At 66.8% G+C, this 21,238-nt stretch carries 20 protein-coding genes and 3 tRNA genes; 13 read left to right on the plus strand and 10 right to left on the minus strand.

The genetic code is table 11. The features are described 5' to 3' along the window. Positions 1 to 61: 61 nt before the first annotated feature. Complete coding sequence (locus FIU88_RS07615; RefSeq protein WP_016854692.1) at positions 62 to 820, minus strand: DeoR/GlpR family transcriptional regulator; 759 nt, start codon at positions 818 to 820, stop codon at positions 62 to 64. Positions 821 to 1,033: 213 nt separating this feature from the next. On the opposite strand from FIU88_RS07615, the gene glpK reads away from it, so the two are divergent. The 4 genes from glpK (at position 1,034) to FIU88_RS07635 (ending at position 2,925) form a co-directional block, all read left to right on the plus strand. Next, complete coding sequence (gene glpK / locus FIU88_RS07620; protein ID WP_016854693.1) at positions 1,034 to 2,542, plus strand: glycerol kinase GlpK; 1,509 nt, start codon at positions 1,034 to 1,036, stop codon at positions 2,540 to 2,542. Between the two features lie 110 nt (positions 2,543 to 2,652). Further along, positions 2,653 to 2,729, plus strand: a tRNA-Val gene (locus FIU88_RS07625). 21 nt (positions 2,730 to 2,750) lie between these two features. Then, positions 2,751 to 2,827, plus strand: a tRNA-Val gene (locus FIU88_RS07630). 21 nt (positions 2,828 to 2,848) lie between these two features. Further along, positions 2,849 to 2,925, plus strand: a tRNA-Val gene (locus tag FIU88_RS07635). A gap of 134 nt (positions 2,926 to 3,059) precedes the next feature. Here FIU88_RS07635 and FIU88_RS07640 read toward each other — a convergent pair. The 4 genes from FIU88_RS07640 to FIU88_RS07655 form a co-directional block, all read right to left on the minus strand. Beyond that, a complete protein-coding gene (locus tag FIU88_RS07640) occupies positions 3,060 to 3,515 on the minus strand; it encodes a GAF domain-containing protein (protein WP_152478767.1) in 456 nt (151 codons plus the stop codon). Between the two features lie 82 nt (positions 3,516 to 3,597). Further along, positions 3,598 to 4,407 (minus strand): MetQ/NlpA family ABC transporter substrate-binding protein, encoded by an 810-nt coding sequence (locus FIU88_RS07645; RefSeq protein ID WP_152478768.1) that lies wholly within the window; start codon positions 4,405 to 4,407, stop codon positions 3,598 to 3,600. A gap of 99 nt (positions 4,408 to 4,506) precedes the next feature. Further along, entirely contained in the window at positions 4,507 to 5,160 is a 654-nt protein-coding gene (locus FIU88_RS07650; protein WP_016854696.1) for a methionine ABC transporter permease, read from the minus strand. Beyond that, entirely contained in the window at positions 5,141 to 6,190 is a 1,050-nt protein-coding gene (locus FIU88_RS07655; protein WP_026068396.1) for a methionine ABC transporter ATP-binding protein, read from the minus strand. Before FIU88_RS07655 ends, FIU88_RS07650 begins: the two co-directional genes overlap by 20 nt. A gap of 443 nt (positions 6,191 to 6,633) precedes the next feature. Between FIU88_RS07655 and FIU88_RS07660 the strand changes: the two genes are divergently transcribed. The 9 genes from FIU88_RS07660 to FIU88_RS07700 all read left to right on the plus strand — a co-directional run bounded on the left by FIU88_RS07660 (position 6,634) and on the right by FIU88_RS07700 (position 15,306). Further along, on the plus strand, positions 6,634 to 7,263 hold the full coding sequence (locus tag FIU88_RS07660) for a riboflavin synthase subunit alpha (RefSeq protein WP_152478769.1): 630 nt from the start codon (positions 6,634 to 6,636) through the stop codon (positions 7,261 to 7,263). Between the two features lie 181 nt (positions 7,264 to 7,444). Next, positions 7,445 to 8,749, plus strand: coding sequence for an NCS2 family permease (locus FIU88_RS07665; RefSeq protein ID WP_016854699.1), 1,305 nt, complete (start codon positions 7,445 to 7,447; stop codon positions 8,747 to 8,749). A 21-nt stretch (positions 8,750 to 8,770) separates the two neighbouring features. Next, positions 8,771 to 9,316, plus strand: coding sequence for an adenine phosphoribosyltransferase (locus FIU88_RS07670; RefSeq protein ID WP_016854700.1), 546 nt, complete (start codon positions 8,771 to 8,773; stop codon positions 9,314 to 9,316). 4 nt (positions 9,317 to 9,320) lie between these two features. Then, complete coding sequence (gene gpt, locus FIU88_RS07675) at positions 9,321 to 9,800, plus strand: xanthine phosphoribosyltransferase (RefSeq protein ID WP_152480168.1); 480 nt, start codon at positions 9,321 to 9,323, stop codon at positions 9,798 to 9,800. 2 nt (positions 9,801 to 9,802) lie between these two features. After that, complete coding sequence (gene ung, locus FIU88_RS07680) at positions 9,803 to 10,489, plus strand: uracil-DNA glycosylase (RefSeq protein WP_152478770.1); 687 nt, start codon at positions 9,803 to 9,805, stop codon at positions 10,487 to 10,489. A gap of 223 nt (positions 10,490 to 10,712) precedes the next feature. Further along, positions 10,713 to 11,342, plus strand: coding sequence for a uracil phosphoribosyltransferase (gene upp, locus FIU88_RS07685; RefSeq protein ID WP_016854703.1), 630 nt, complete (start codon positions 10,713 to 10,715; stop codon positions 11,340 to 11,342). A 75-nt stretch (positions 11,343 to 11,417) separates the two neighbouring features. After that, on the plus strand, positions 11,418 to 12,662 hold the full coding sequence (locus FIU88_RS07690) for a uracil-xanthine permease family protein (protein ID WP_152478771.1): 1,245 nt from the start codon (positions 11,418 to 11,420) through the stop codon (positions 12,660 to 12,662). A gap of 146 nt (positions 12,663 to 12,808) precedes the next feature. Next, entirely contained in the window at positions 12,809 to 13,990 is a 1,182-nt protein-coding gene (locus FIU88_RS07695) for an acyl-CoA dehydrogenase (RefSeq protein WP_152478772.1), read from the plus strand. Positions 13,991 to 14,046: 56 nt separating this feature from the next. Further along, positions 14,047 to 15,306 (plus strand): CaiB/BaiF CoA-transferase family protein, encoded by a 1,260-nt coding sequence (locus FIU88_RS07700; protein ID WP_152478773.1) that lies wholly within the window; start codon positions 14,047 to 14,049, stop codon positions 15,304 to 15,306. A gap of 41 nt (positions 15,307 to 15,347) precedes the next feature. On the opposite strand, the gene FIU88_RS07705 is transcribed toward FIU88_RS07700, so the two are convergent. From FIU88_RS07705 to FIU88_RS07725, 5 genes are all read right to left on the minus strand, one after another. Then, positions 15,348 to 16,436: a DUF1513 domain-containing protein gene (locus tag FIU88_RS07705; protein WP_152478774.1), complete on the minus strand. Its 1,089-nt coding sequence runs from the start codon at positions 16,434 to 16,436 to the stop codon at positions 15,348 to 15,350. Position 16,437: 1 nt separating this feature from the next. Beyond that, on the minus strand, positions 16,438 to 17,475 hold the full coding sequence (locus FIU88_RS07710) for an imelysin family protein (RefSeq protein ID WP_152478775.1): 1,038 nt from the start codon (positions 17,473 to 17,475) through the stop codon (positions 16,438 to 16,440). Then, a complete protein-coding gene (locus FIU88_RS07715; RefSeq protein ID WP_152478776.1) occupies positions 17,475 to 18,872 on the minus strand; it encodes a di-heme oxidoredictase family protein in 1,398 nt (465 codons plus the stop codon). Before FIU88_RS07715 ends, FIU88_RS07710 begins: the two co-directional genes overlap by 1 nt. Before the next feature lie 76 nt (positions 18,873 to 18,948). Further along, a complete protein-coding gene (locus FIU88_RS07720; RefSeq protein ID WP_152478777.1) occupies positions 18,949 to 20,229 on the minus strand; it encodes an imelysin family protein in 1,281 nt (426 codons plus the stop codon). Between the two features lie 110 nt (positions 20,230 to 20,339). Then, the gene (locus FIU88_RS07725) at positions 20,340 to 21,173 is read right to left on the minus strand and encodes a pyruvate, water dikinase regulatory protein (protein WP_016854707.1); all 834 of its coding nucleotides are present in this window, start codon (positions 21,171 to 21,173) and stop codon (positions 20,340 to 20,342) included. Between the last annotated feature and the right edge of the window lie 65 nt (positions 21,174 to 21,238).

Genomic DNA, 21,238 nt, shown 5'->3' on the forward strand with positions numbered 1-21,238 from the left:
ATCAAGAGAGCATCAGTCAACACGCCCGTCTCGGTCGAGAAGGTGAGGCAGGCGGGGGCAGTCAGGCGAGGTGCAGGGAGACGTCGTGCTGGTGAAGCAGTTCCTGGATGCGCTCTGAAGGGGGGCGATCGGTGAACAGCGCATCGAGCTGGGAGAGATTGCCTTGGCGAACCACGGGGTTGCGCTGAAACTTCGAGTGGTCGGCGGCCAGGAAAACCTGACGGGAGTTCTGGATGATGGCCTGGGCGACGCGGACTTCTTGGTAGTCGAACTCAAGCAGCGAGCCGTCCTCGTCGATGCCGCTGATGCCGATGATGCCGAAGTCGACCTTGAACTGGTTGATGAAGTCGATGGTCGCTTCGCCGATGATGCCGCCGTCGCGGGAGCGGACCTGGCCGCCGGCAACGATGACGTTGAAATCTTCCTTGCGCTGCAGGATGGCGGCCACATTGAGGTTGTTGGTGATGACTTCGAGCCCACTGTGATCGAGCAGGGCTTCGGCAATGACTTCGTTGCTGGTGCCGATGTTGATGAAGAGCGAGGCATGATTGGGGATGTGGTGGGCGAGCAGAGCCGCGATGCGCTGCTTGGCCTCCAGGTTGAGGTTCTTGCGCATCGCGTAGGCGGTGTTGACCGTGCTGGATTCCAGGCCCGCTCCGCCGTGAACGCGCCGTACCTGGCCCTCGCCGGAGAGACGGTTGAGATCGCGGCGGATCGTCTGCGGGGTGACGGCAAAGTGCTCGGTGAGCTGCTCGATGCTGGCGTAGCCCTGGCGTCGAACGAGTTCGACGATGCTGTCTTGGCGCTGCTGTGGGGTCATGCTAACTCCTTGAAGAAGTAGGATTCTACGCCATCCCGAGTGTCGCTGCAGGGGGTTCTCGATGCGGTAGGTTCGCCGAAAGTCTTAGGTGGAAGGCGGCGTCGCCAATTGAGCGTTAACAGTCACTAGCGTAGTCTTTTGATCATAATCGAACATTTTTCGATAAAAGCGAAAGTGTTCCCGAGACAACGAGCAATATCAGGATAAATCCTCATGGCCTCTTACCTTCTTGCTATCGACCAGGGGACCACCAGCTCCCGGGCGATCCTCTTTGATCGCGAGGGTCGTAGTATCGCTGCGTCTCAGCGTGAGTTTCCTCAGCAGTTTCCCGCTGATGGATGGGTCGAGCATGATCCCGAAGCTATCTGGGAGAGTGTGGTGGCGACCTGCCGAGAGGTTATCGCCAAGCAGGGGGTAGCCATAGAGGATATCGCCGGGATCGGCATCACTAATCAGCGAGAGACCACTCTGCTGTGGGACCGGGAATCCGGTGAGCCGCTCCACAACGCGATTGTCTGGCAGGATCGGCGTACCGCCGAACGCTGCCAGCAGCTTCGTGACGCCGGGCATACCGAGCTGGTGCAGGCGCGTACAGGGCTGTTGATCGATCCCTATTTCTCGGCGACCAAGCTGGCGTGGTTGCTGGATAACGTCGAGGGCGCGCGGGAGCGGGCTGAGCGTGGTGAGCTGGCATTCGGCACGGTCGATACCTTTCTGATCTGGCGCCTCACCGGTGGTCGGGTGCATGCCACGGACGCGACCAACGCGTCGCGCACGGCGTTGTTCGACATCCATTCGCAGCGCTGGGATTCGGATCTGCTGGCGCTGTTTGATATCCCGGCGAGCCTGCTACCCGACGTGCGAGATTCCAGTGACGATTTCGGCTCTGTGCGGCCAGAGCTGCTGGGCGGTGAGCTGCCGATTGCCGGTGTCGCCGGCGATCAGCAGGCCGCGTTGGTGGGTCAGGCCTGCTTCTCGCCGGGCATGGGCAAGAGTACCTATGGCACCGGTTGCTTCATGATCGTCAATACCGGGGAAGTGGCTGAGGCCTCGCGTAATCGTCTGCTCACGACGGTGGGTTATCGTCTCGATGGCGTGCCGACCTACGCCATGGAGGGCAGTATTTTCGTCGCCGGTGCCACGGTGCAGTGGCTGCGCGACGGTCTGAAATTGTTTGCCGATGCCGCCGAGACCGAAACGCTGGCGCGTGAGACCAAGAGCGGTCAAAGCGTATATCTGGTGCCAGCCTTTACCGGGCTTGGTGCGCCTCATTGGGACCCCAAGGCCCGTGGGGCGATCCTTGGGCTGACGCGAGACACCGGGATTGCCGACATCGTGGCCGCCGGTCTCCAGGCGGTGTGCTATCAGACGCGGGACCTCCAGGTGTGCATGAGTGACGATATGAGCACTCCGCCGGGCACTCTCAGGGTGGATGGCGGCATGGTCGCGAACAACTGGTTGATGCAGTTCCTGGCCGATATGCTGGGGGTGCAGGTGGATCGCCCGGGGATTCTAGAAACCACTGCGCTTGGGGCGGCCTATCTGGCCGGTCTGCGCCTTGGCTGGTACCGGGATCTCGAGGAAATTGCATCCCTCTGGCATAACGAGAGCAGCTTCTTTCCGTCAATGGAGGAGTGCGAGCGCGAACGCCTCTACAGCGGTTGGCTGGAAGCGGTAGAGCGCGTGCGCTGTGATCCCGAAGGAGCGGCGACAACTTCCTGATCCGCCGCGACTTGTTTGCGTAAAGCGGAGAAAAGGGCTTGCATTTTTCCGCGGTGTCCGTAGAATACGCATCCGTTGTCACGGCACAGATCGCCGCAAACAGCGATAATAGGACCATAGCTCAGTTGGTTAGAGCGCCACGTTGACATCGTGGAGGTCGGCGGTTCAAATCCGCCTGGTCCTACCAGCGCGACACGACATCGACAGCAGGACCATAGCTCAGTTGGTTAGAGCGCCACGTTGACATCGTGGAGGTCGGCGGTTCAAATCCGCCTGGTCCTACCATCGCGCCGCGACATCGACAGCAGGACCATAGCTCAGTTGGTTAGAGCGCCACGTTGACATCGTGGAGGTCGGCGGTTCAAATCCGCCTGGTCCTACCAGATTCCGTAAAAACGCCCCGAGGCTCACGCTTCGGGGCGTTTTTCGTTGTGCCTGTGGCTGTCTGCGGCTCGGTGGTGCGGGAGCGATGCGCTTCCGCCCGGCGGCAGTCGTGGCCGCCGGGCGGAGCAGGCCTCTAGTCGAGATCGCTGCGCTCGGCGAACACCTTCACCAGCGCCTCGAGGCCGGCCTGATCGTCGGCGCCGAAGCGGCCGCGCGTCGGGCTGTCCAGGTCGAGCACGCCCCACAGACGGTCGTTCACCACGATCGGGATCACCAGCTCGGCCTGAGAGGCGGCATCGCAGGCGATGTGGTCGGGGATGGCGTGGACGTCCTCGACCCGCTGCGTCTCGCGGGAGCGCGCCGCGGCGCCACATACGCCCTTGCTGAAGGGAATCGGATGGCAGGCGGGCTGACCCTGGAAGGGGCCGAGCGACAGCACCTCGGGCCGGCGCTGCAGATAGAAGCCGACCCAGTTCAGTTCGGGCACCTGCTGCATGATGAAGGCGCAGGTCTGGGCGCTGTTGGTCAGCCAGTCGCGGGTGTCCAGCAGGGCGTCGAGCTGGCGGGCGAGCAGGGCATAGTCGGTCATGATCTCTCCTTCAACGACGGAGGCCGGCCCATGGGCCGGCCTCATCGGTGCGTGATCGCGCGCCATGGCGCGATCGTGCGCCTTATTCGGCTTCGTCTTCGGTCCAGCCCGGCACCGCGGCGCCGTCGAACAGCTCCTCGGCCTTGGCGGCCACTTCGGCGCTCTGATAGGCGTCGACCAGCTGCTGGATCTCCTCGCGGTCCTCGTCACCGGCGCGCACGGCGATCAGGTTGACGTAGGGCGAGTTCGGGCCTTCCTTGATCAGCGCTTCGTCCAGGCTCAGGCCGGCCGGCTGGGCGAAGGTGTTGTTGATGAAGGCCATGTCCACGTCGGGCAGCACGCGGGGCAGCTGGGCGGCCTCGATCTCGCGGAAGTCGAAGTCATGCGGGTTCTCGACCACGTTCAGCGGGGTGGCCTCGAGGTTCGACGGGTCGTCCAGGGTGATCAGGCCCTGCTCGTGCATCAGGATCAGCGAACGGCCTTCGTTGGTCGGGTCGTTGGGCAGGGCGATGGTGGCCCCGTCCGGCAGCGCGTCGATGCTGTCGAACTTCTCGGAGTAGGCGCCGATGGGGTAGACGAAGGTGTGGCCGGCGATGGCGAAGTCGTAGCCGCGGTCGTCGATCATCGACTGCATGTACGGTTCGTGCTGGTAGGCGTTGGCATCCAGGCTGCCGTCGGCCAGGGCGGCGTTGGGCGTGACGTAGTCGGTGAACTCGACGATCTCGACGTCCAGGCCGTACTCGCGCTCGGCGACGTCGGCGGCGACCTGCATGACATCGGTCTCGGGGCCGGCCACGGTGCCGATCTTGATGCCGTGCTCGTCGGCGTTGGCCTGGCCGATCGCGAGGGCCAAGGCGGAAGCGGCGAGGCCGCCGATCAGGATGCTGCGCATATCGATGTCTCCCTGTCGAAGCTGACGTGAGGTTCGTCCACTACTATAAAGGTATAAAAACGAGATGTGTAATGCTATCTGGTTATCGAGTCGATGCGCTCACTTGTGATCGCTCTTGCGCACCAGATAGTCCCCCAGGCTCTGGAAGCCTTGCACCATGACCACCAGGATCACCACGGTGATCAGCATGATGGTGGGGTTGAAGCGGTTGTAGCCGTAGCGGATGCCGAGGTCGCCCAGGCCGCCGCCGCCTACCGCGCCGGCCATGGCGGAGTAGCTGATCAGGGTCACGATGGTCACGGTCAGGGCGGTGAAGATGCCGCCGCGGGCCTCGGGCAGCAGTACCCGGGTGATGATCTGCCAGGGCGTGGCGCCCATGGACTGGGCGGCTTCCACCAGGCCCGGCGGGATCTCGTTCAGCGCGCCTTCGACCAGCCGTGCCACGAACGGAATGGCGGCGATGGTCAGCGGCACCACCGCGGCGTTGGTGCCGATGGAGGAGCCGACCAGGGCGCGGGTGAAGGGAATGATGGCTACCATCAGGATGATGAAGGGCACCGAGCGGCCGACGTTGGTGATGATGCCGAGCACGCCGTTGAGCGCCGGCTGGGCCAGCACCTGGCGAGGGCGGGTGACGTTGAGCAGCACGCCCAGCGGGATGCCCACCGCCGCGGAGATCAGCCCGGAGATCGCCACCATGTAAAGCGTGTCGAGGGTGGCCTCGAGAATCAGTTCAATCATCGCGCTGGACATGGCCGAGCACCTCCACCTTCAGGTCATGGGTTTCCAGGTAGGCGATGGCGCGGCGGGTGTCGTCCGCGTCGCCCATCAGTTCGGCGATCATCAGGCCGAGGGTGCGATCCTGGATCGACTCCACCTTGGCCTGGAGGATGCTGACGTCGACGCCGCATTCGCGGGCCAGTCGCGAGATCAGCGGCGTGGAGACGGCATCGCCGGAGAAGGCCAGTCGTACCACCGGATGCGTCTTGGCGCCGGGCGACTCCTCGAGGCGCTCGACCAGCGTGCGCGGCGGCTCGAGCTCGAGGAAGTCGTTGAGGAAGTCGCGCCCCAGTTGGGTGCCGGGGGCGGTGAAGAAGTCGCCGACGTCGGCTTCTTCGACCAGCTCGCCGCCGGAGATCAGGCTGACGCGATGGCAGATGGTCTTGACCACCTCCATCTCGTGGGTGATCAGCAGGATGGTCAGGCCGAGCTTCTGGTTGATGTCCTGCAGCAGCTCCAGGATGGCGCCGGTGGTGTGCGGGTCGAGTGCCGAGGTGGCCTCGTCGCACAGCAGCACCCGCGGGCGGCTGGCCAGCGCCCGGGCGATGGCCACGCGCTGCTTCTGGCCGCCGGAGAGCTGGGCCGGATAGTGGCTGGCCTTGTCGGCCAGGCCGACCAGTTCCAGCAGCGGCGTGACGCGCTCGCGGATCTCGGCCTTCTTCACGCCCATCAGCTCCAGCGGCAGGGCGACGTTGTCGAAGACGGTGCGTGAGGTCAGCAGGTTGAAGTGCTGGAAGATCATGCCGATGCGATGGCGTGCCTGGTTGAGCGCATCGCGGGACAGGCCGGTGAGTTCCTGGCCGTCCACCGTGACGGTGCCCGTGGTGGGGCGCTCGAGCAGGTTCACGCAGCGGATCAGGGTCGACTTGCCGGCGCCGGACAGGCCGATCACGCCGTGGATCTGGCCCTGGGGCACGTGCAGGTCAACGGGCTTGAGCGCTTCGACGCCGTCGCGCTTGCCCTTGGTGAAATAGGTCTTGGATACGTTCTGGAGTCGAATCATCTGGGCCACCGGGGTGGCGCCGGGGGAGGGGCGGGCCGTCAGCCGGCGAGCGGCCAAAAAAAGGCCACCCTGACGGGTGGCCATCAACGCTGGACACACCCTTTTAGCTGCACTTCCTGAGCGCACGGCGCAAAGACCATGCGTCAGCGGCGCCCGCAATCCGGGTCCAAATCGGCGCCGTCAAAATGTGCGCGTATCCTAGGGTTCGAACGGGCGTATGTCAAACCATTTGGTCCAAGTTGGCGTTCTCTAGCCGGGCTGGTGGTGAGAATGCCCAGAAAAATGCCTGAGACAGGAAAAACGTCTGGCGAAAGGGGCGGGCAGGGGTGTCCGGTCGGCCCCGTGGTCCACCGACGCCGCCATGGACGCCAGGTGCCGCCTTTTCCTACACTGATCGCCTTTTCGCCCGTCCGGGCGGTACGACACGAGAGGAAGAGCAGCACATGTTCACAGGCATCGTGCAGGGCATGGCCGAGGTGGTGGCCATCGAGGAGGCGGAGGCCTTTCGCACCCATGTAGTGCGCCTGCCGGGGGCGCTGGGCGAGGGACTGGAGATCGGTGCGTCGGTGGCGCACAACGGGGTCTGCCTGACCGTCACCGCGATCGACGGCGAGCGCGTCAGCTTCGACCTGATGCGCGAGACGCTGCGCGTCACCAATCTCGGCGAGCTGGTCGTCGGCGACCGGGTCAACGTCGAGCGCGCGGCGCGCTTCGGCGACGAGATCGGCGGCCATGCCATGTCGGGCCACGTCATCGCCACCGCCGAGCTGGTGTCGCTCGACGAGGCACCCAACAACCGTCGGCTGTGGTTCGAGCTGCCCGAGACCCTGGGTCGCTTCGTGTTCGACAAGGGCTACATCGGCGTGGACGGGGCCAGCCTGACCATCGGCGAGGCGCGCCCGGCCACCGCCGATCACGGCCCGCGGTTCTGCGTCGATCTGATCCCCGAGACCCTGGCGCGGACCGTGCTCGCCGACCGGGTGCCGGGCGATCACGCCAACATCGAGATCGATCCCCAGACCCAGGCCATCGTCGAGACGGTGGAGCGGGTCATGGCCTCGCGCGGGGCCTGAGGCGTTCAGTGTGCGTTGGCCAGCCCGCTGGCCAGCGCTCCGGCCATCCCTTATACCTCTGAAGGCCGTGCCGCATTGTCGCTAGCGGATGGCGCCTCGATTCCCGGGGCGCCATCCGCTACCATGTGCGGCTTTTCTCGCACACAGCAGGACGCCACGCGCCGCACAGGACGACTTCTCCATGCAGAAAAGCCTGATCGAACGTCACTTCAAGCTCGCCGAACACGGCACGAACGTGAAGACCGAGATCATCGCCGGGATCACCACCTTCCTGACGATGGCCTACATCATCTTCGTCAACCCGAGCATCCTTTCCGAGTCCGGCATGGACTACGGCGCTGTATTCGTCGCCACCTGCGTGGCCTCCGCGGTGGGTTGTCTAATCATGGGCCTGTGGGCCAACTATCCCATCGCCATGGCGCCCGGCATGGGCCTCAATGCCTTCTTCACCTACGGCGTGGTAATGGGCATGGGCTATGCCTGGGAGACGGCGCTGGGGGCGGTCTTCCTGTCCGGCTTCACCTTCTTCCTGCTCAGCGTGTTCCGCATCCGCGAGTGGATCATCAACGCGATTCCCATGTCGCTGCGCCTGGGGATCGCCGCCGGCATCGGCCTGTTCCTGGCCATGATCGCGCTGAAGAACGCCGGTATCGTGGTCGCCAATCCGGCCACCTACGTGGCGCTGGGCGATCTCTCCGAACCCGCCGCCCTCTATGCGCTGCTCGGCTTCTTCGTGATCACCGCGCTGTCGCATCTGCGCGTCACCGGCGCGGTGATGATCGGCATCCTCGGCGTCACCGTGCTGTCGATGCTGCTCGGCCACAACGAGTTCGGCGGCATCGTCTCCATGCCGCCCTCCGTTGCGCCGACGCTGATGCAGCTCGATGTGGCCGGCGCCTTCGACGTGGCCATGATCAGCGTGGTGTTTGCCTTCCTGTTCGTCGACCTGTTCGACACCTCCGGCACCCTGATCGGCGTCGCCCACCGTGGCGGCCTGCTCGACGAGAACGGCAAGCTGCCGCGCATCGGTCGCGCCATGATGGCCGACAGCGGGGCCTCCATGGCCGGCGCGGCGCTCGGCACCTCGACCACCACCAGCTACATCGAATCCACCGCCGGCATCATCTCCGGCGGGCGTACCGGCCTGACCGCCGTGGTGGTCGGCGTGCTGTTCCTGATCAGCCTGTTCTTCTCGCCGCTGGCCGGCTCCATCCCGGCCTACGCCACCGCCGGGGCGCTGCTCTATGTGGCGGTGCTGATGGCGGGCAGCCTGGCGCACGCCGACTGGGATGACGCCACCGAAGCGGCGCCGGTGCTGATCGCGGCGCTGGCCATGCCGCTGACCTTTTCCATCGCCGAGGGCATCGCCCTGGGCTTCGTCAGCTATGCCGCCATCAAGGCCCTGTCCGGTCGCTTCCGCGATCTGAACCCGGCCGTGGTGGTGCTGGCGCTGGTCTTCAGCGCCAAGCTGTTGTTCCTCGACTGACACCGACCGACGAGAATCGCGATGAGCATCTACGGCGACTACATCAAGTCCGTCATCCGCACCGTCCCCGACTGGCCGCAGCCGGGCGTCAACTTCCGTGACATCACGCCGCTGCTGCAGAACAGCTCGGCCTTCCGCAAGCTGATCGACAGCTTCGTGCACCGCTACCAGGACCTGGAGCTCGACGCCATCGCCGCCATCGATGCCCGCGGCTTCATCGTCGGTGCGCCGCTGGCCTACGAGCTGGGTTGCAGCTTCGTGCCGGTGCGCAAGAAGGGCAAGCTGCCGTTCAAGACCATCAGCGAGACCTATACGCTGGAATACGGTGAGGCCGAGGTCGAACTGCACAGCGACGCCTTCCGCGAGGGCGACCGCATCCTGGTGGTCGACGACCTGATCGCCACCGGCGGCACCATGCTGGCCGCGGCCAAGCTGATCACCCGTAGCGGCGGCCATGTGGTGGAGACGTCCACCATCGTCGACCTCCCGGATCTGGGCGGCGCCGATCGTATCCGCGAGGCCGGCTTCAACGTCTTCGCGGTCTGTTCCTTCACCGAGGACGAGTGACGCCATCATGAGTCATCGCTATCACCAGCACTTCACCGTGTCCTGGGACCAGCTCCACCGCGACGTGCGCGAGCTTTGCCATCGACTGGTCGAACGCGACTTTCAAGGCATCGTCGCCATCACCCGCGGCGGCCTGATTCCAGCGGCGCTGATCGCCCGCGAGCTCAACGTGCGATTGATCGACACCATCTGCATCAAGAGCTACGAGGGCCAGGACCAGGGAGCGCTCGAGGTGATGAAGGGCGTCGACCACGACGGCGACGGCTGGCTGCTGGTGGACGATCTCGTCGATACCGGCAAGACCGCGCGCAAGGTGCGCGAGCTGCTGCCCAAGGCACACTTCGTCACCGTCTACGCCAAGCCGGAGGGGCGCCCGCTGGTCGACCAGTACCTCACCGAGGTGGGCCAGGACTGCTGGATCCAGTTCCCCTGGGACATGGGGGTGGCCTATGTCGAACCCCTGGCCGATCGGGTCAAGCGCTGACCATGAATGGCCCGCTACCCGACAGCTGGCAGCGCTGGCTCGGCGACGAGTTCGCCGCGCCCTACATGCAGGCGCTGCGTGATTTCCTGGCGGCCGAGAAGGCCGCCCACAAGGTCATCTACCCGCACTCCTCGCACTGGTTCCGCGCCTTCGAGCTGACCCCGCTGGATCGGGTCAAGGTGGTGATCCTGGGGCAGGACCCGTACCACGGTCCGGGCCAGGCCCACGGCCTGTGCTTTTCGGTGCGCCCCGGGGTGCGCATTCCGCCGTCGCTGGTCAACGTCTACAAGGAGCTGGCCGCCGACGTCGGCTTCGAGCCCGTCGACCACGGCAATCTGGAGCACTGGGCGCGCCAGGGCGTGCTGCTGCTCAACACCTCGCTGACGGTGGAGCAGGGCAACGCCGGCTCCCATCGCGGCAAGGGCTGGGAGGCGTTCACCGACCGCGCCATCGCCACGGTCAACGAACATGCCGGCCCCACGGTGTTCCTGCTGTGGGGCAGTCACGCCCGCCAGAAGAAGGCGCTGATCGACACCTCGCGCCACCTGGTGCTGGAGTCGCCGCACCCGTCACCGCTGTCGGCGCACCGCGGCTTCTTCGGCAATCACCACTTCTCGCGTGCCAACGCCTTCCTGGCCGAGCATGGCCGCGAGCCGATCGACTGGCAGCTGCCGGCCGCGGCGGAGTGAACGTACCGTTTCCGGGGGTAGGCATTGCCCGGAAACGGCCTTTCCCCGCGATGTTGTCGCCCTTTATCGCGCCTTTTTCCCGACGATCGTGACTTTACGGGCGCGGTTCAACGGCCGCCTTAACCTCGAGGCGGCTTGCGGGTAGAATGGCGCGCGATTTGCGCACGCCCCGCGTGCGTCTAAGCTTGCCGACGAATCCCCACGCCCCGAAGAGGTCCGCCCCATGAGTGTTCACGCCATCCAGCATCCCCTGGTCCAGCACAAGCTGGGACTGATGCGCGAAGCCGGTATCAGCACCAAGAGTTTCCGTGAACTGGCCGGCGAGGTGGCCAAGCTGCTGACCTACGAGGCGACCCAGGATCTCGAGCTGGAGATCCAGGAGATCGACGGCTGGAGTGGCAACAAGATTCCCGTTCAGCAGCTCAAGGGCAAGAAGACCACCATCGTGCCGATCCTGCGTGCCGGCCTCGGCATGCTCGACGGCGTCACCGACCTGATTCCCAGCGCGCGGATCAGCGTGGTCGGCCTCTACCGCGACGAGGAGACCCTCGAGCCGGTGCCGTACTTCTCCAAGTTCGCCGGCGAGCTGGACGAGCGCATGGCCATCGTCATCGATCCGATGCTGGCCACCGGCGGCACCATGGTCGCCACCCTGGACATGCTGCGCGAGCGCGGCTGCCAGCACATGAAGGTGATCGTGCTGGTGGCGTCGCCCGAGGGCATCGAGCGCGTCCAGGCGTCCTACCCGGACATCGAGATCTACACCGCCTCGGTGGACGAGCGCCTGGACGAGCACGGCTACATCGTCCCCGGACTGGGAGACGCCGGCGACAAGATCTTCGGCACCCGCTGATTCAATACATCATTGATTGCTCTGACGCCCCTTCTTCAGGGGCGTTTTTCTGCCAGGCTCTCACGGAGACTTCGGATGACGGAAAGTACCGCTTCCTCGACCGCCCCGACGGCCGAATCCCCCCTGCGTACACTGATCGTCGGCGCCCAGATGCTGTTCGTGGCCTTCGGCTCGCTGGTGTTGGTGCCGCTGCTCACCGGTCTCGATCCTAACGTGGCACTCTTCACCGCCGGCATCGGCACCCTGGTGTTCCACGCCGTGACCCGCAAAAGCGTGCCGGTGTTCCTGGCCTCGTCGTTCGCCTTCATCGCGCCGATCCAGGGCTCGGTGGCGAGCTTCGGCGTCTCCGCGACCCTCGGCGGGCTGCTGGCCGCCGGCGTGGTCTACATCGTGATCTCGCAGATCGTGCGCCTCAAGGGCACCGTCTGGCTGCATCACCTGCTGCCGCCGGTGGTGGTGGGCCCGGTGATCATGGTGATCGGCCTGGCCCTGGCGCCGGTGGCGGTGGACATGGCCACCGGCGGCACCAGCGACGCCATCGGCTACGGCCGGGCGATGGTGCTGTCCATGGCCAGCCTGCTGGTGACCCTGGTGCTGGCGGTGTTCGGCCGCGGCCTGATCCGCCTGATCCCGATCCTCGGCGGCATCGTCACCGGCTACCTGCTGGCCGCACTGATGGGCGTGGTCGACTACACCCCGGTGCGCGAGGCGGCCTGGCTGGCGATGCCCGAGTTCGTGGCGCCGAGCTTCCACTGGGCGGCGGTGCTGTTCATGATCCCGGTGGCCATCGCCCCGGCGGTCGAGCACATTGGTGACATGATCGCCATCGGCTCGGTGACGCGTCGCAACTACCTGGACAAGCCCGGCCTGCACCGCACCCTGCTGGGCGACGGCCTGGCGACCTGCACGGCCTCGCTGTTCGGCGGCCCGCCCAACACCACCTATTCCGAGGTCACCGGCGCCGTGACCCTGACCCGCGCCTTCAATCCGCGGATCATGGTGGTCACCGCGGTGATCGCCGTGCTGCTGTCGTTCCTCGGCAAGCTCGGCGCCGTGCTGCAGACCATTCCCGGCCCGGTGATGGGCGGCATCATGACGCTGCTGTTCGGTTCCATCGCGGTGGTCGGCATGAACACCCTGGTGCGTGCCGGCAAGCCGCTGACCGCGCCGCGCAACCTGGTGGTGGTGTCGCTGATCCTGGTCTTCGGCATCGGCGGCATGCAGCTCGGCGGCGGCCAGTTCACCCTGCAGGGCGTCGGCCTCGCCGCGCTGGTGGGTATCCTGCTCAACGCCATCCTGCCGCGCGCCGAGGAGGAATAAGGCCTCGCCGCTGGCCGACAGTGCCGGCGGCCGGTCTCGCTTTCCGCCTTCCCGTTGCCTCCCTTCTTCTCCCTTGGTCTGGCTTGGCAAGGGCGTTTCTCGGGTCTACATTTTAATAAAATGTAGATATTCACCGGAGCGCCCTCATGAGCCAGATCACACCTATGACCTGGGATGACCCCTTCCGCCTCATCGATCAGCTGGACGGCGACGAGCGACTGGTCCAGCAGACCGCCCACGACTACTGCCAGGAGCAGCTGCTGCCCCGGGTGCGCGAGGCCAACCGCCTGGAGCGCTTCGATCGCGAGATCATGACCGAGATGGGCGAGCTCGGCCTGCTCGGGGCGACTCTCGACGGCTACGGCTGCGCCGGGATGAACTATGTCAGCTACGGGCTGATCGCCCGTGAGGTCGAGCGGGTCGACTCCGGCTATCGCAGCGCCATGAGCGTGCAGTCGAGCCTGGTCATGTACCCGATTCACGCCTTCGGCAGCGAGGCCCAGAAGGATCGCTACCTGCCGAAGCTCGCCAGCGGCGAGTGGGTCGGTGCCTTCGGTCTCACCGAGCCGGATCACGGCTCCGATCCCGGCGCCATGTCGACCCGTGCCCGGCGCACCGACGGCGGCTGGCGGCTCAACGGCACCAAGACCTGGATCACCAACGCACCGATCGCCGACGTCTTCGTGGTCTGGGCCCGGGACGAGGAGGGCACGATCCGCGGTTTCGTGCTGGAGCAGGGCATGGCGGGGCTCTCGGCCCCCAGGATCGACGGCAAGTTCAGCCTGCGGGCCTCGACCACCGGCCAGATCGTGATGCAGGACGTGGAGGTCTCGGACGACGCCTGCCTGCCTGGCGTCACCGGCCTCAAGGGGCCCTTCTCGTGCCTCAACCGTGCCCGCTTCGGCATCGCCTGGGGCAGCATGGGCGCCGCCGAGGCCTGCTGGCACGCGGCCCGCCAGTACACGCTGGACCGCCGGCAGTTCGGCCGCCCGCTGGCCGCCAATCAGCTGATCCAGAAGAAGCTCGCCGACATGCAGACCGAGATCGCGCTGGGGCTGCAGGCCGCGCTGCGGGTGGGGCGGATGATCGACGACGGCCAGCTGGTGCCCGAGACCATCTCGCTGATCAAGCGCAACAACTGCGGCAAGGCCCTGGACATCGCCCGCCAGGCGCGGGACATGCACGGCGGCAACGGCATCAGCGACGAGTATCCGGTGATCCGCCACGTCATGAACCTCGAGGCGGTCAACACCTACGAGGGCACCCACGATATCCATGCGCTGATACTCGGGCGCGCCCAGACCGGCATTCAGGCCTTCACCGGCTAATACAGGACTCCTCGATGGCTTGACGCCGGAGCAGCTTCGAGAGGAGGGAGGGTGCAATGAGTGGACCGCTGGACGGCGTGGTGGTGCTGGATCTGTCCCGGGTGCTGGCCGGGCCCTGGGCGGGGCAGCTGCTGGCCGACCTGGGCGCCCGGGTGATCAAGATCGAGCATCCCGTGCGCGGTGACGATACCCGCGGCTGGGGACCGCCCTGGCTGGAAGGCGAAGAGAAGGCTAAGGAAGGCCGCGAGGAGAGCGCCGAGTGTCTGGCCGCCTACTATCTTTGCGCCAATCGCGGCAAGCAGTCGCTGGCCGTGGATATCGCCACCGAGGCGGGCCAGGCGCTGGTGCGTCGACTCGCCGCCGGCGCCGACGTGCTGCTCGAGAACTTCAAGGTCGGCGGCCTGGCCCGCTATGGCCTCGACCATCGGAGCCTGAAGGCGGTGAATCCGGGCCTGATCGGCTGCTCGATCACCGGTTTCGGCCAGGACGGTCCCTACGCCCACCGCGCCGGCTACGACTTCATGATCCAGGCCCTGGGCGGGCTGATGAGCCTGACCGGCGAGCCCGACGGCATGCCGATGAAGACGGGGGTCGCGATCACCGATGTGATGACCGGCCTCTATGCCGCGGTCGGCGTGCTGGCGGCCCTCCATGAGCGGCAGCGGGGCGAAGAGGACGAACAGGGTGAGGCGAGGGCCGAGGGGCGTCATATCGATGTGGCGCTGCTCGACGTCCAGCTGGCGACCCTGGCCAACCAGGCGCTCAACGCCCGGGTGACGGGCGAGAGCCCGGCCCGCCACGGCAACGCCCACCCCAACATCGTGCCCTACCAGGCCTTCGCCTGCGCCGACGGCTACCTGGTGCTGACGGTGGGCAACGACGCCCAGTTCGCACGCCTGGCCGAGCTGCTGGGTCATCCGGACTGGGCCGACGATCCCGCCTTCGCCACCAATGCCGCTCGAGTCGCGCACCGCGAGACGCTGGTGCCGCGGATCGCCGAGGCGTTGCTGACCCGGCCGCGCGATGCCTGGCTGGCCGATCTCGAGGCCCTGGGCATTCCCGCCGGGCCGATCAATACCCTGACCGAGGCCTTCGACGATCCTCAGGTGCGCCATCGTGGCCTGTGCCGCACCCTGGCGCTCGCCGATGGCCGGGCGGTGCCGCAGATGGCCAACCCGCTGCGCTTCGACGGCGAGAGTGCCACCTCCGATGGCGCGCCGCCGGGCCTCGGCCAGGACAGCGACGCCGTGCTCACCGAGCTGGGGCTTTCCCGGGAAGATATCGCCCGGCTCAGAAGAGCGGGGGTGGTCAGGTAGTTCGGCGCGATGTCACGCTATCGGCTCATCACTTGCCACTCTCAAGCAAGATGGTTGTCCCAACGGAGGGCGAGTCGTTCGAGGCGCTCGGGGGCGCTGCCGTCGCCGGCGACGCGATAGAAGTCGCCAGCCCCTGAGGAGATCCAGAAGCCCCCCTGGCCGTCCCCCAGCGCGCCGGCGGCGTCCTGGAGGGCATGGCTGGCCACGAGGCGGCCGTCGCAACTATCCAGCATCACCACCCGATGCCCGCGCGGCGCGGTGACCAGCACCCGCGGCACGTCGCGGGCCACGGCGATGCTGGCGGTGTAGTGGCGCAGCTCATCGGTGAGTTCGTCGGGCAGGGCGAGCTCCTGGAAGCCGCCATCGGGGGCGCGGCGGGCCAGCAGCGGGTGCCGCTCCCAGGCCGGACCCTGGAACTGGTAGCCGGCGATCACCGTGCCATCGGGGCCAACATCCAGGTGGCGACAGCTCAACTGATGATGGCTCGGGACGTGGCGCTCGCGAATCTCGCCGCTCTGGCGGTCGACCAACAACAGCGCCGGGGCCATGTCGTCCAGATTGAGCTTGACCCGACCATAATCGGGGTCGGTACGGATCCCGCCGAGGCCAACCGCCAGGGTTTCGCCGTCGGGCATCAGGCGCAGTTCGTGGGGGCCGATACCGCCAAGATCGAGCTCGTCGTGCCGGGCGTAGTCGCTTTCGGCATCGAAGACCCGGATCAGGCCGGCGCCGTCGTCGATGCGGTTGACGCTGGCGTAGAGGTAGCGGCCGTCCGGCGAGAACGCGCCGTGGCCATAGAAGTGATGGCCGGTGCCGGCCTCGATCCGGGCCACTTCGCGACGCTCTCCGGGCGCAATCACGTGCATCGAGCGCCCCGGACGGCGGGCGAACAGTACCGCCTGGGAATGACCGGGGCGTCGACAGCCGCCGTGGCAGCGCTCCGAGACGGCGATCCGGAAGCGTTCACCGGTGGCCGGTACATAGCCCAGTACCTTGTGCCCCTCGGCATCGTCCACGGCGCTGAACAGCCACTCGTCCGCGGGTCCGGCGGAGGCCATGCCAAGGCCCGGCAGGCCCAAGGTGGTGAGGCCGGCGAAGCCGGCCTTCAGCAGGTCGCGCCTGTCCAGCATGTCAGTCTCCGTCGCTGGCGTTGAAGCCACGCACCAGTCCCAGGGCGCCGGCGATTCGCTGGCCCAGCCAGCTCAGCTGGCTGATCTCGACGTAGAGCCCCTGCAACTCGGCGAAGGCGGCCGTGTCGTCCAGCGCTGGGGCCAGGCCCGGGGCCATGGTGGCGGCGCGCTGGCGGGCCTCGTCGAGAGCCGTGGCGAAGTCGTTGGCGAGCCCGGGCTGGCCGGCCTCGGCCAGCAGCGGGCGTAACCCGGGCAGGAAACTGTCCTGCAGGCCAGACAGGCTGGCTTCGATCAGGCGCACGGAGCGCTCGCTGCGCCAGGCCTCGGCCCGGTAGCCGTTGGCCACCGAGCCGGCCAGCCCCAGCGGCTCGGCGAGGCGCTTGTCCTCCAGAGTCTCGAGTGTCAGCAGGCCGGCCTGCAGTGTCGCGGCGGTGTAGCTGTCGGTGCCGCGATAATGCTCGCCGAAGGCCCGCCAGTCCCGAACCAGGGCGGCGCCGGTGTCGGCGAGATGGCCGCTCACTGCCTGCAGCAGCCCGCAGGCCCTTGGCGTGGCCAGAGCCCTCGGGGGGGCCATGTGCTCGTCGAACAGCAGGTATTCGAGGGCCGGAAAGCCTTGCACGGCGACGCTGTCGGCGGCGATGGCCTCGATGGTCGATGGCGCATCCGTGTTCAGCCACGCCTGCACCTTGCGGCCCACCAGGTTCTTGTTGTCGGGCCAGAATTGCAGCTGCCAGGCGCGGCTTTGCTGCTCGATGGGGCCGAAGTCGACGAAACGCACCCCTTGCCAGGCCTGGTAGGCCTCCAGCCAGTCGTCCTCGAGCCGGGTGCGAGCCTCGGCGTCCGGGGCGTCGCAGTAGGCCTGGGCGCTGGCCTCCAGCTGGCTGCCGGCCTCGGCCAGCAGCGTGTAGCGGGCCCCGATTGCCTGATGCCAGCGGGCACGGGCCTCGGACGAGTCGTCGGCGTACAGCGGTGGGCCGGCCAGAGTCACCGCCGCCAGGCCGAGGCGACCGAGGTGTTTGAGCACAGAGCGATGTGACATCACAGGGACTCCAGGAAGCGGATCAGGTGTTCGCGCCGCGTCGATGGCAGCGCCTTGTAGCCGTCGGTGGCCGGCTCGGCTTCGCCGCCATGCCACAGGATGGCCTCCTCCAGACTGCGGGCGCGGCCGTCGTGCAGGAAGCCGGCTCTGGGATTGACGACCCGGGCCAGGCCGATGCCCCACAGCGGCGGGGTGCGCCACTCGCGACCGCTGGCCTCGAACTCCGGGCGGCCATCGGCCAGGGCCTCGCCCATGTCGTGGAGCAGGAGGTCGGTGTAGGGCCACAGGGTCTGGCCGGCCAGGGCGGGGCGTTCGGCGTCCTCGGCGGTTTGTTGGCGTGGGGTATGGCAGCCGGCACAGCCCAGCGCATTGAAGGTTTCGGCGCCGGCCTGTACGGCCGGGTCATCGAGGTGGCGGCGCTCGGGCACCGCCAGGCTAGCGGCATAGAAGGTGACGAAATCGGCGATCTCGTCGCTGACCTCGGGCGTGCCGCCGTCGAGCATGCTCTCGCAGCCCTGTTCGGGCATGCAGTCGGTGTGGGGCACCAGGGTCGAGGTCAGCCCCATATCGCCGGCGAAGGCGTGCAGGTTCTGCTGCTCGATGCTCGGCTGTCCCGCCTTCCAGCCGAAGCGGCCGAGCGCGGTCTCGCTGCGCCGCTCGTCCCAGACTCGGTTGACGCGTCCGGAAATGCCGTCGCCGTCGTCGTCCTTCGGGTCGGCGGCGGCCTCGATGCGGGCGGTGGGAATGGCCTCGAGCAGGCCCAGTCCGATCATCGGCGGGGCCACTCGTGGCGAGGTCAGCAGCGTATCGGGCAGCGGGCCGTAGGCGGGCTCCAGGATCCGGTACTCGGGCACGCGCAGCGCCACCTCGGTGCCGTCGTCGAGCATGACCGTGCGTTCTTCATAGGTCAGCTGCATGCTGGCCTCGGCCTGCATGCCGGTGATCGCGGCGTTCTGTAACTGGGTGCCATAGCCGGGCACCGGTTTCACGCCGACCCGGCGTAGGGTCTCGGGATCGCTGCCGTCATCGGGCAGCGACAGCCGCAGGAACAGCGACACCGCGCGTTCGTCGCCGCGCGGCGGATGCCCGCGGCCGTCCTTGATATGGCAGCCCTGGCAGCTGTTGGTGTTGATCAGCGGCCCGAGACCGTCCCGAGCCTCGGTGCTCGCCGGGGCCTCCACCCAGGGATTGCGAAAGAAGCTGTTGCCGACGCTGAAGTCGAGCCGCTTGGTCATCGACAGGTTGTCGAGGGGCAGCGAGTAGGCGTTGTGGTCGAACTGGGCCACCGAGCCTTGGCCGCCGCTGTAGGGAGTGTCCTGTAAGGGCGGCGCCGCGGCCGTGGCGTGGCCGGCGAGGACAAGGAGCAACGCGGCGAGGGAAGGGGAGAGTCGAGACATGGGCGTGCCTGGTGCTTGACGACAGGAGCCGCCGCCGGCAAGGCCGGCGGCGGCCGCAGGAGGGATCATGCCTGGCTCAGAAGGTGTGGCCGGCGTCGTCCGGCTGCAGTTGGCTGACGCCCAGGCGACCGGCGGCCTGTTCGATGGAGCCGGTCTGGGTCACCAGCGCCAGGATGGCGTCGTTGACCAGGGCGGCGCCGACCTCGTTGCCCGGGGCGATCATCATGTCGAAGGCCATGGGCGACTGCTCGGCTTCGGCGGCCTGCTTGAGTTCACCGAGTTCGGCCATGGAGGCCTCGAGCTGGGCGCGCAGGCTGGCGTCGAGCTCGGCATCCTCCGAGGCGACCAGGTCGGAGAGCGAGGGGCCGTCGAGCATGCTGCCGTCCAGGCGCTGGTACTGGCCGAGATAGACGTTCTGCACGCCCTGGCCGTTGTAGAAGTGTGAATTATGGGTGTTGTCGCTGAAGCAGTCATGCTCGTCTTCGACCGAGTTGGCGGCCAGTGCGACCTTCATGCGCTCGCCAGCCAGCTCGCCCAGCGACAGCGAGCCCATGCCGAACAGCATGCGCCGCAGGCCTTCGTCGGCGGATTCGGCGAGCAGCGCCTGGCGGTAGTTGTCGCCCTCGTTCGGTGTCCACTGGGCGACCATCCACTCCAGGTCCGAGACCAGCAGGTCGGAGACGGCGTCGAGATAGGCGCCGCGACGGTCGCAATGGCCGTGGGTGCACTCGTCGCCGGTCAGGTAGTCGCTGGCAGGACGCTCGCCGTTGCCGGCTTCGAAGCCGTGGCGATCCTGGCCCCACAGCAGGAACTCGATGGCGTGATAGCCGGTGGCCACGTTGGCCTCGGAGCCGCCGATCTCGTTGAGGTCGGCGAGCAGCTCAGGACTCAGCTCGCTGACGTCGAGGGTCTCACCGCCGATCTGGATCGAGGTGCTGGCGACCAGGTTGGCGGTGGCCCCGGCGTTGCCCAGTTCGTGCTGGTAATCATCCGAGGCGACATAGTCGATCAGCCCCTCGTCGAGGGGCCAGGCATTGAGCTGGCCTTCCCAGTCGTCGACCACCGGATTGCCGAATCGGAACACCTCGCTCTGCTGATAGGGCACCCGCGCCTCGAGCCAGGCCAGGCGCGCGGCGGCCAGCGACTCGGCAGACGGTGCCTCGAGCAGGGCGTCGATGCGTGCGTCGAGGGTCCTGGCGGCGATCAGCGCATCCTCAAAGGTGGCATGGGCCAGGTCGGCATAGTGGGCCACGACCCCTTCGGGCGTGACGTCTTCGGCGGCGATGGCGCCCATCGGCAGCAGGGCAGTGGCGGCGATGGCATGGCGCAGCGGGCGCAGGGCGAACGGAGTCGGCATCTCGATATCCTTGGTTGATGTTGGTCGGCTGGCGCCAACGGAAGGATAATCGATCTAGCTGCCGGGTGTGAATGAAAATTTATCTCATTCTTGGGCCATGTCGTGGCGGCTCAGCGCGGCGAGAAGCGTCGGCTGATGCCGGTCTCGGCGATCATTCGAGTCGAGATCTCCTCCACCGAGAAGCGCGTGGTATCGATATAGGGGATGTGCATGCGACGATACAAGGCCTCGGCCTCGGCCACTTCCTGCACGCACTGATCCATGGAGCTGTAGCGGCTGTTGGGGCGCCGCTCATGACGGATCGCCGCCAGCCGGCGCGGGTCGATGGTCAGCCCGAACAGCTTGTGGCGATGCTTGGCCAGCACCGGCGGCAGCTTGAGGCTGCCGTTCTCGTCCTGGTCGTCCTCGGTCAGCGGGTAGTTGGCCGCACGGACGCCGAACTGCAGCGCCAGGTACAGCGAGCTCGGCGTCTTGCCGCATCGCGACACGCCGACCAGGATGATGTCCGCCTGGTCGTACTGATGGGTGCGGGCGCCGTCGTCGTTGTCCAGCGCGAAATGCACCGAGTGGATGCGATCCATGTAGACGTCGTCGCTGCCGATGGCGTGGGTGCGGCCCACGCTGTAGGAGGAGTGGGTGGCCAGCTCCTGCTCCAGGGGCTTGAGGAAGGTCGAGAAGATGTCGACCGTGAAGCCCGGCGCGGTGCGAATCACGTCGCGCACGTCCTGGTCGACGATGGTGTCGATGATGATCGGGGTGTTGCCGTCCTTGATCGCGGTGGCCTGGATCACCTCGACCAGACGCTTGGCCTTGTCGACGCTGTCGATGTAGGGCTTGGTCAGCATGCGCATCTCGACGTTCTCGAACTGCGCCAGCAGGCTGCGACCCAGGCTCTCGGCGGTGATGCCGGTGCCATCGGAAATGAAGAAGGCGGTACGTGTCATGGGGCTCGCTCGGGCGGGAGAAGGAATGGCCTCATTGTCGAGTCTCGCGCGGGGCCAGACAAGCC

It is taken from the genome of Halomonas sp. THAF12, from assembly GCF_009363675.1.
Lineage (GTDB): Bacteria > Pseudomonadota > Gammaproteobacteria > Pseudomonadales > Halomonadaceae > Halomonas > Halomonas smyrnensis.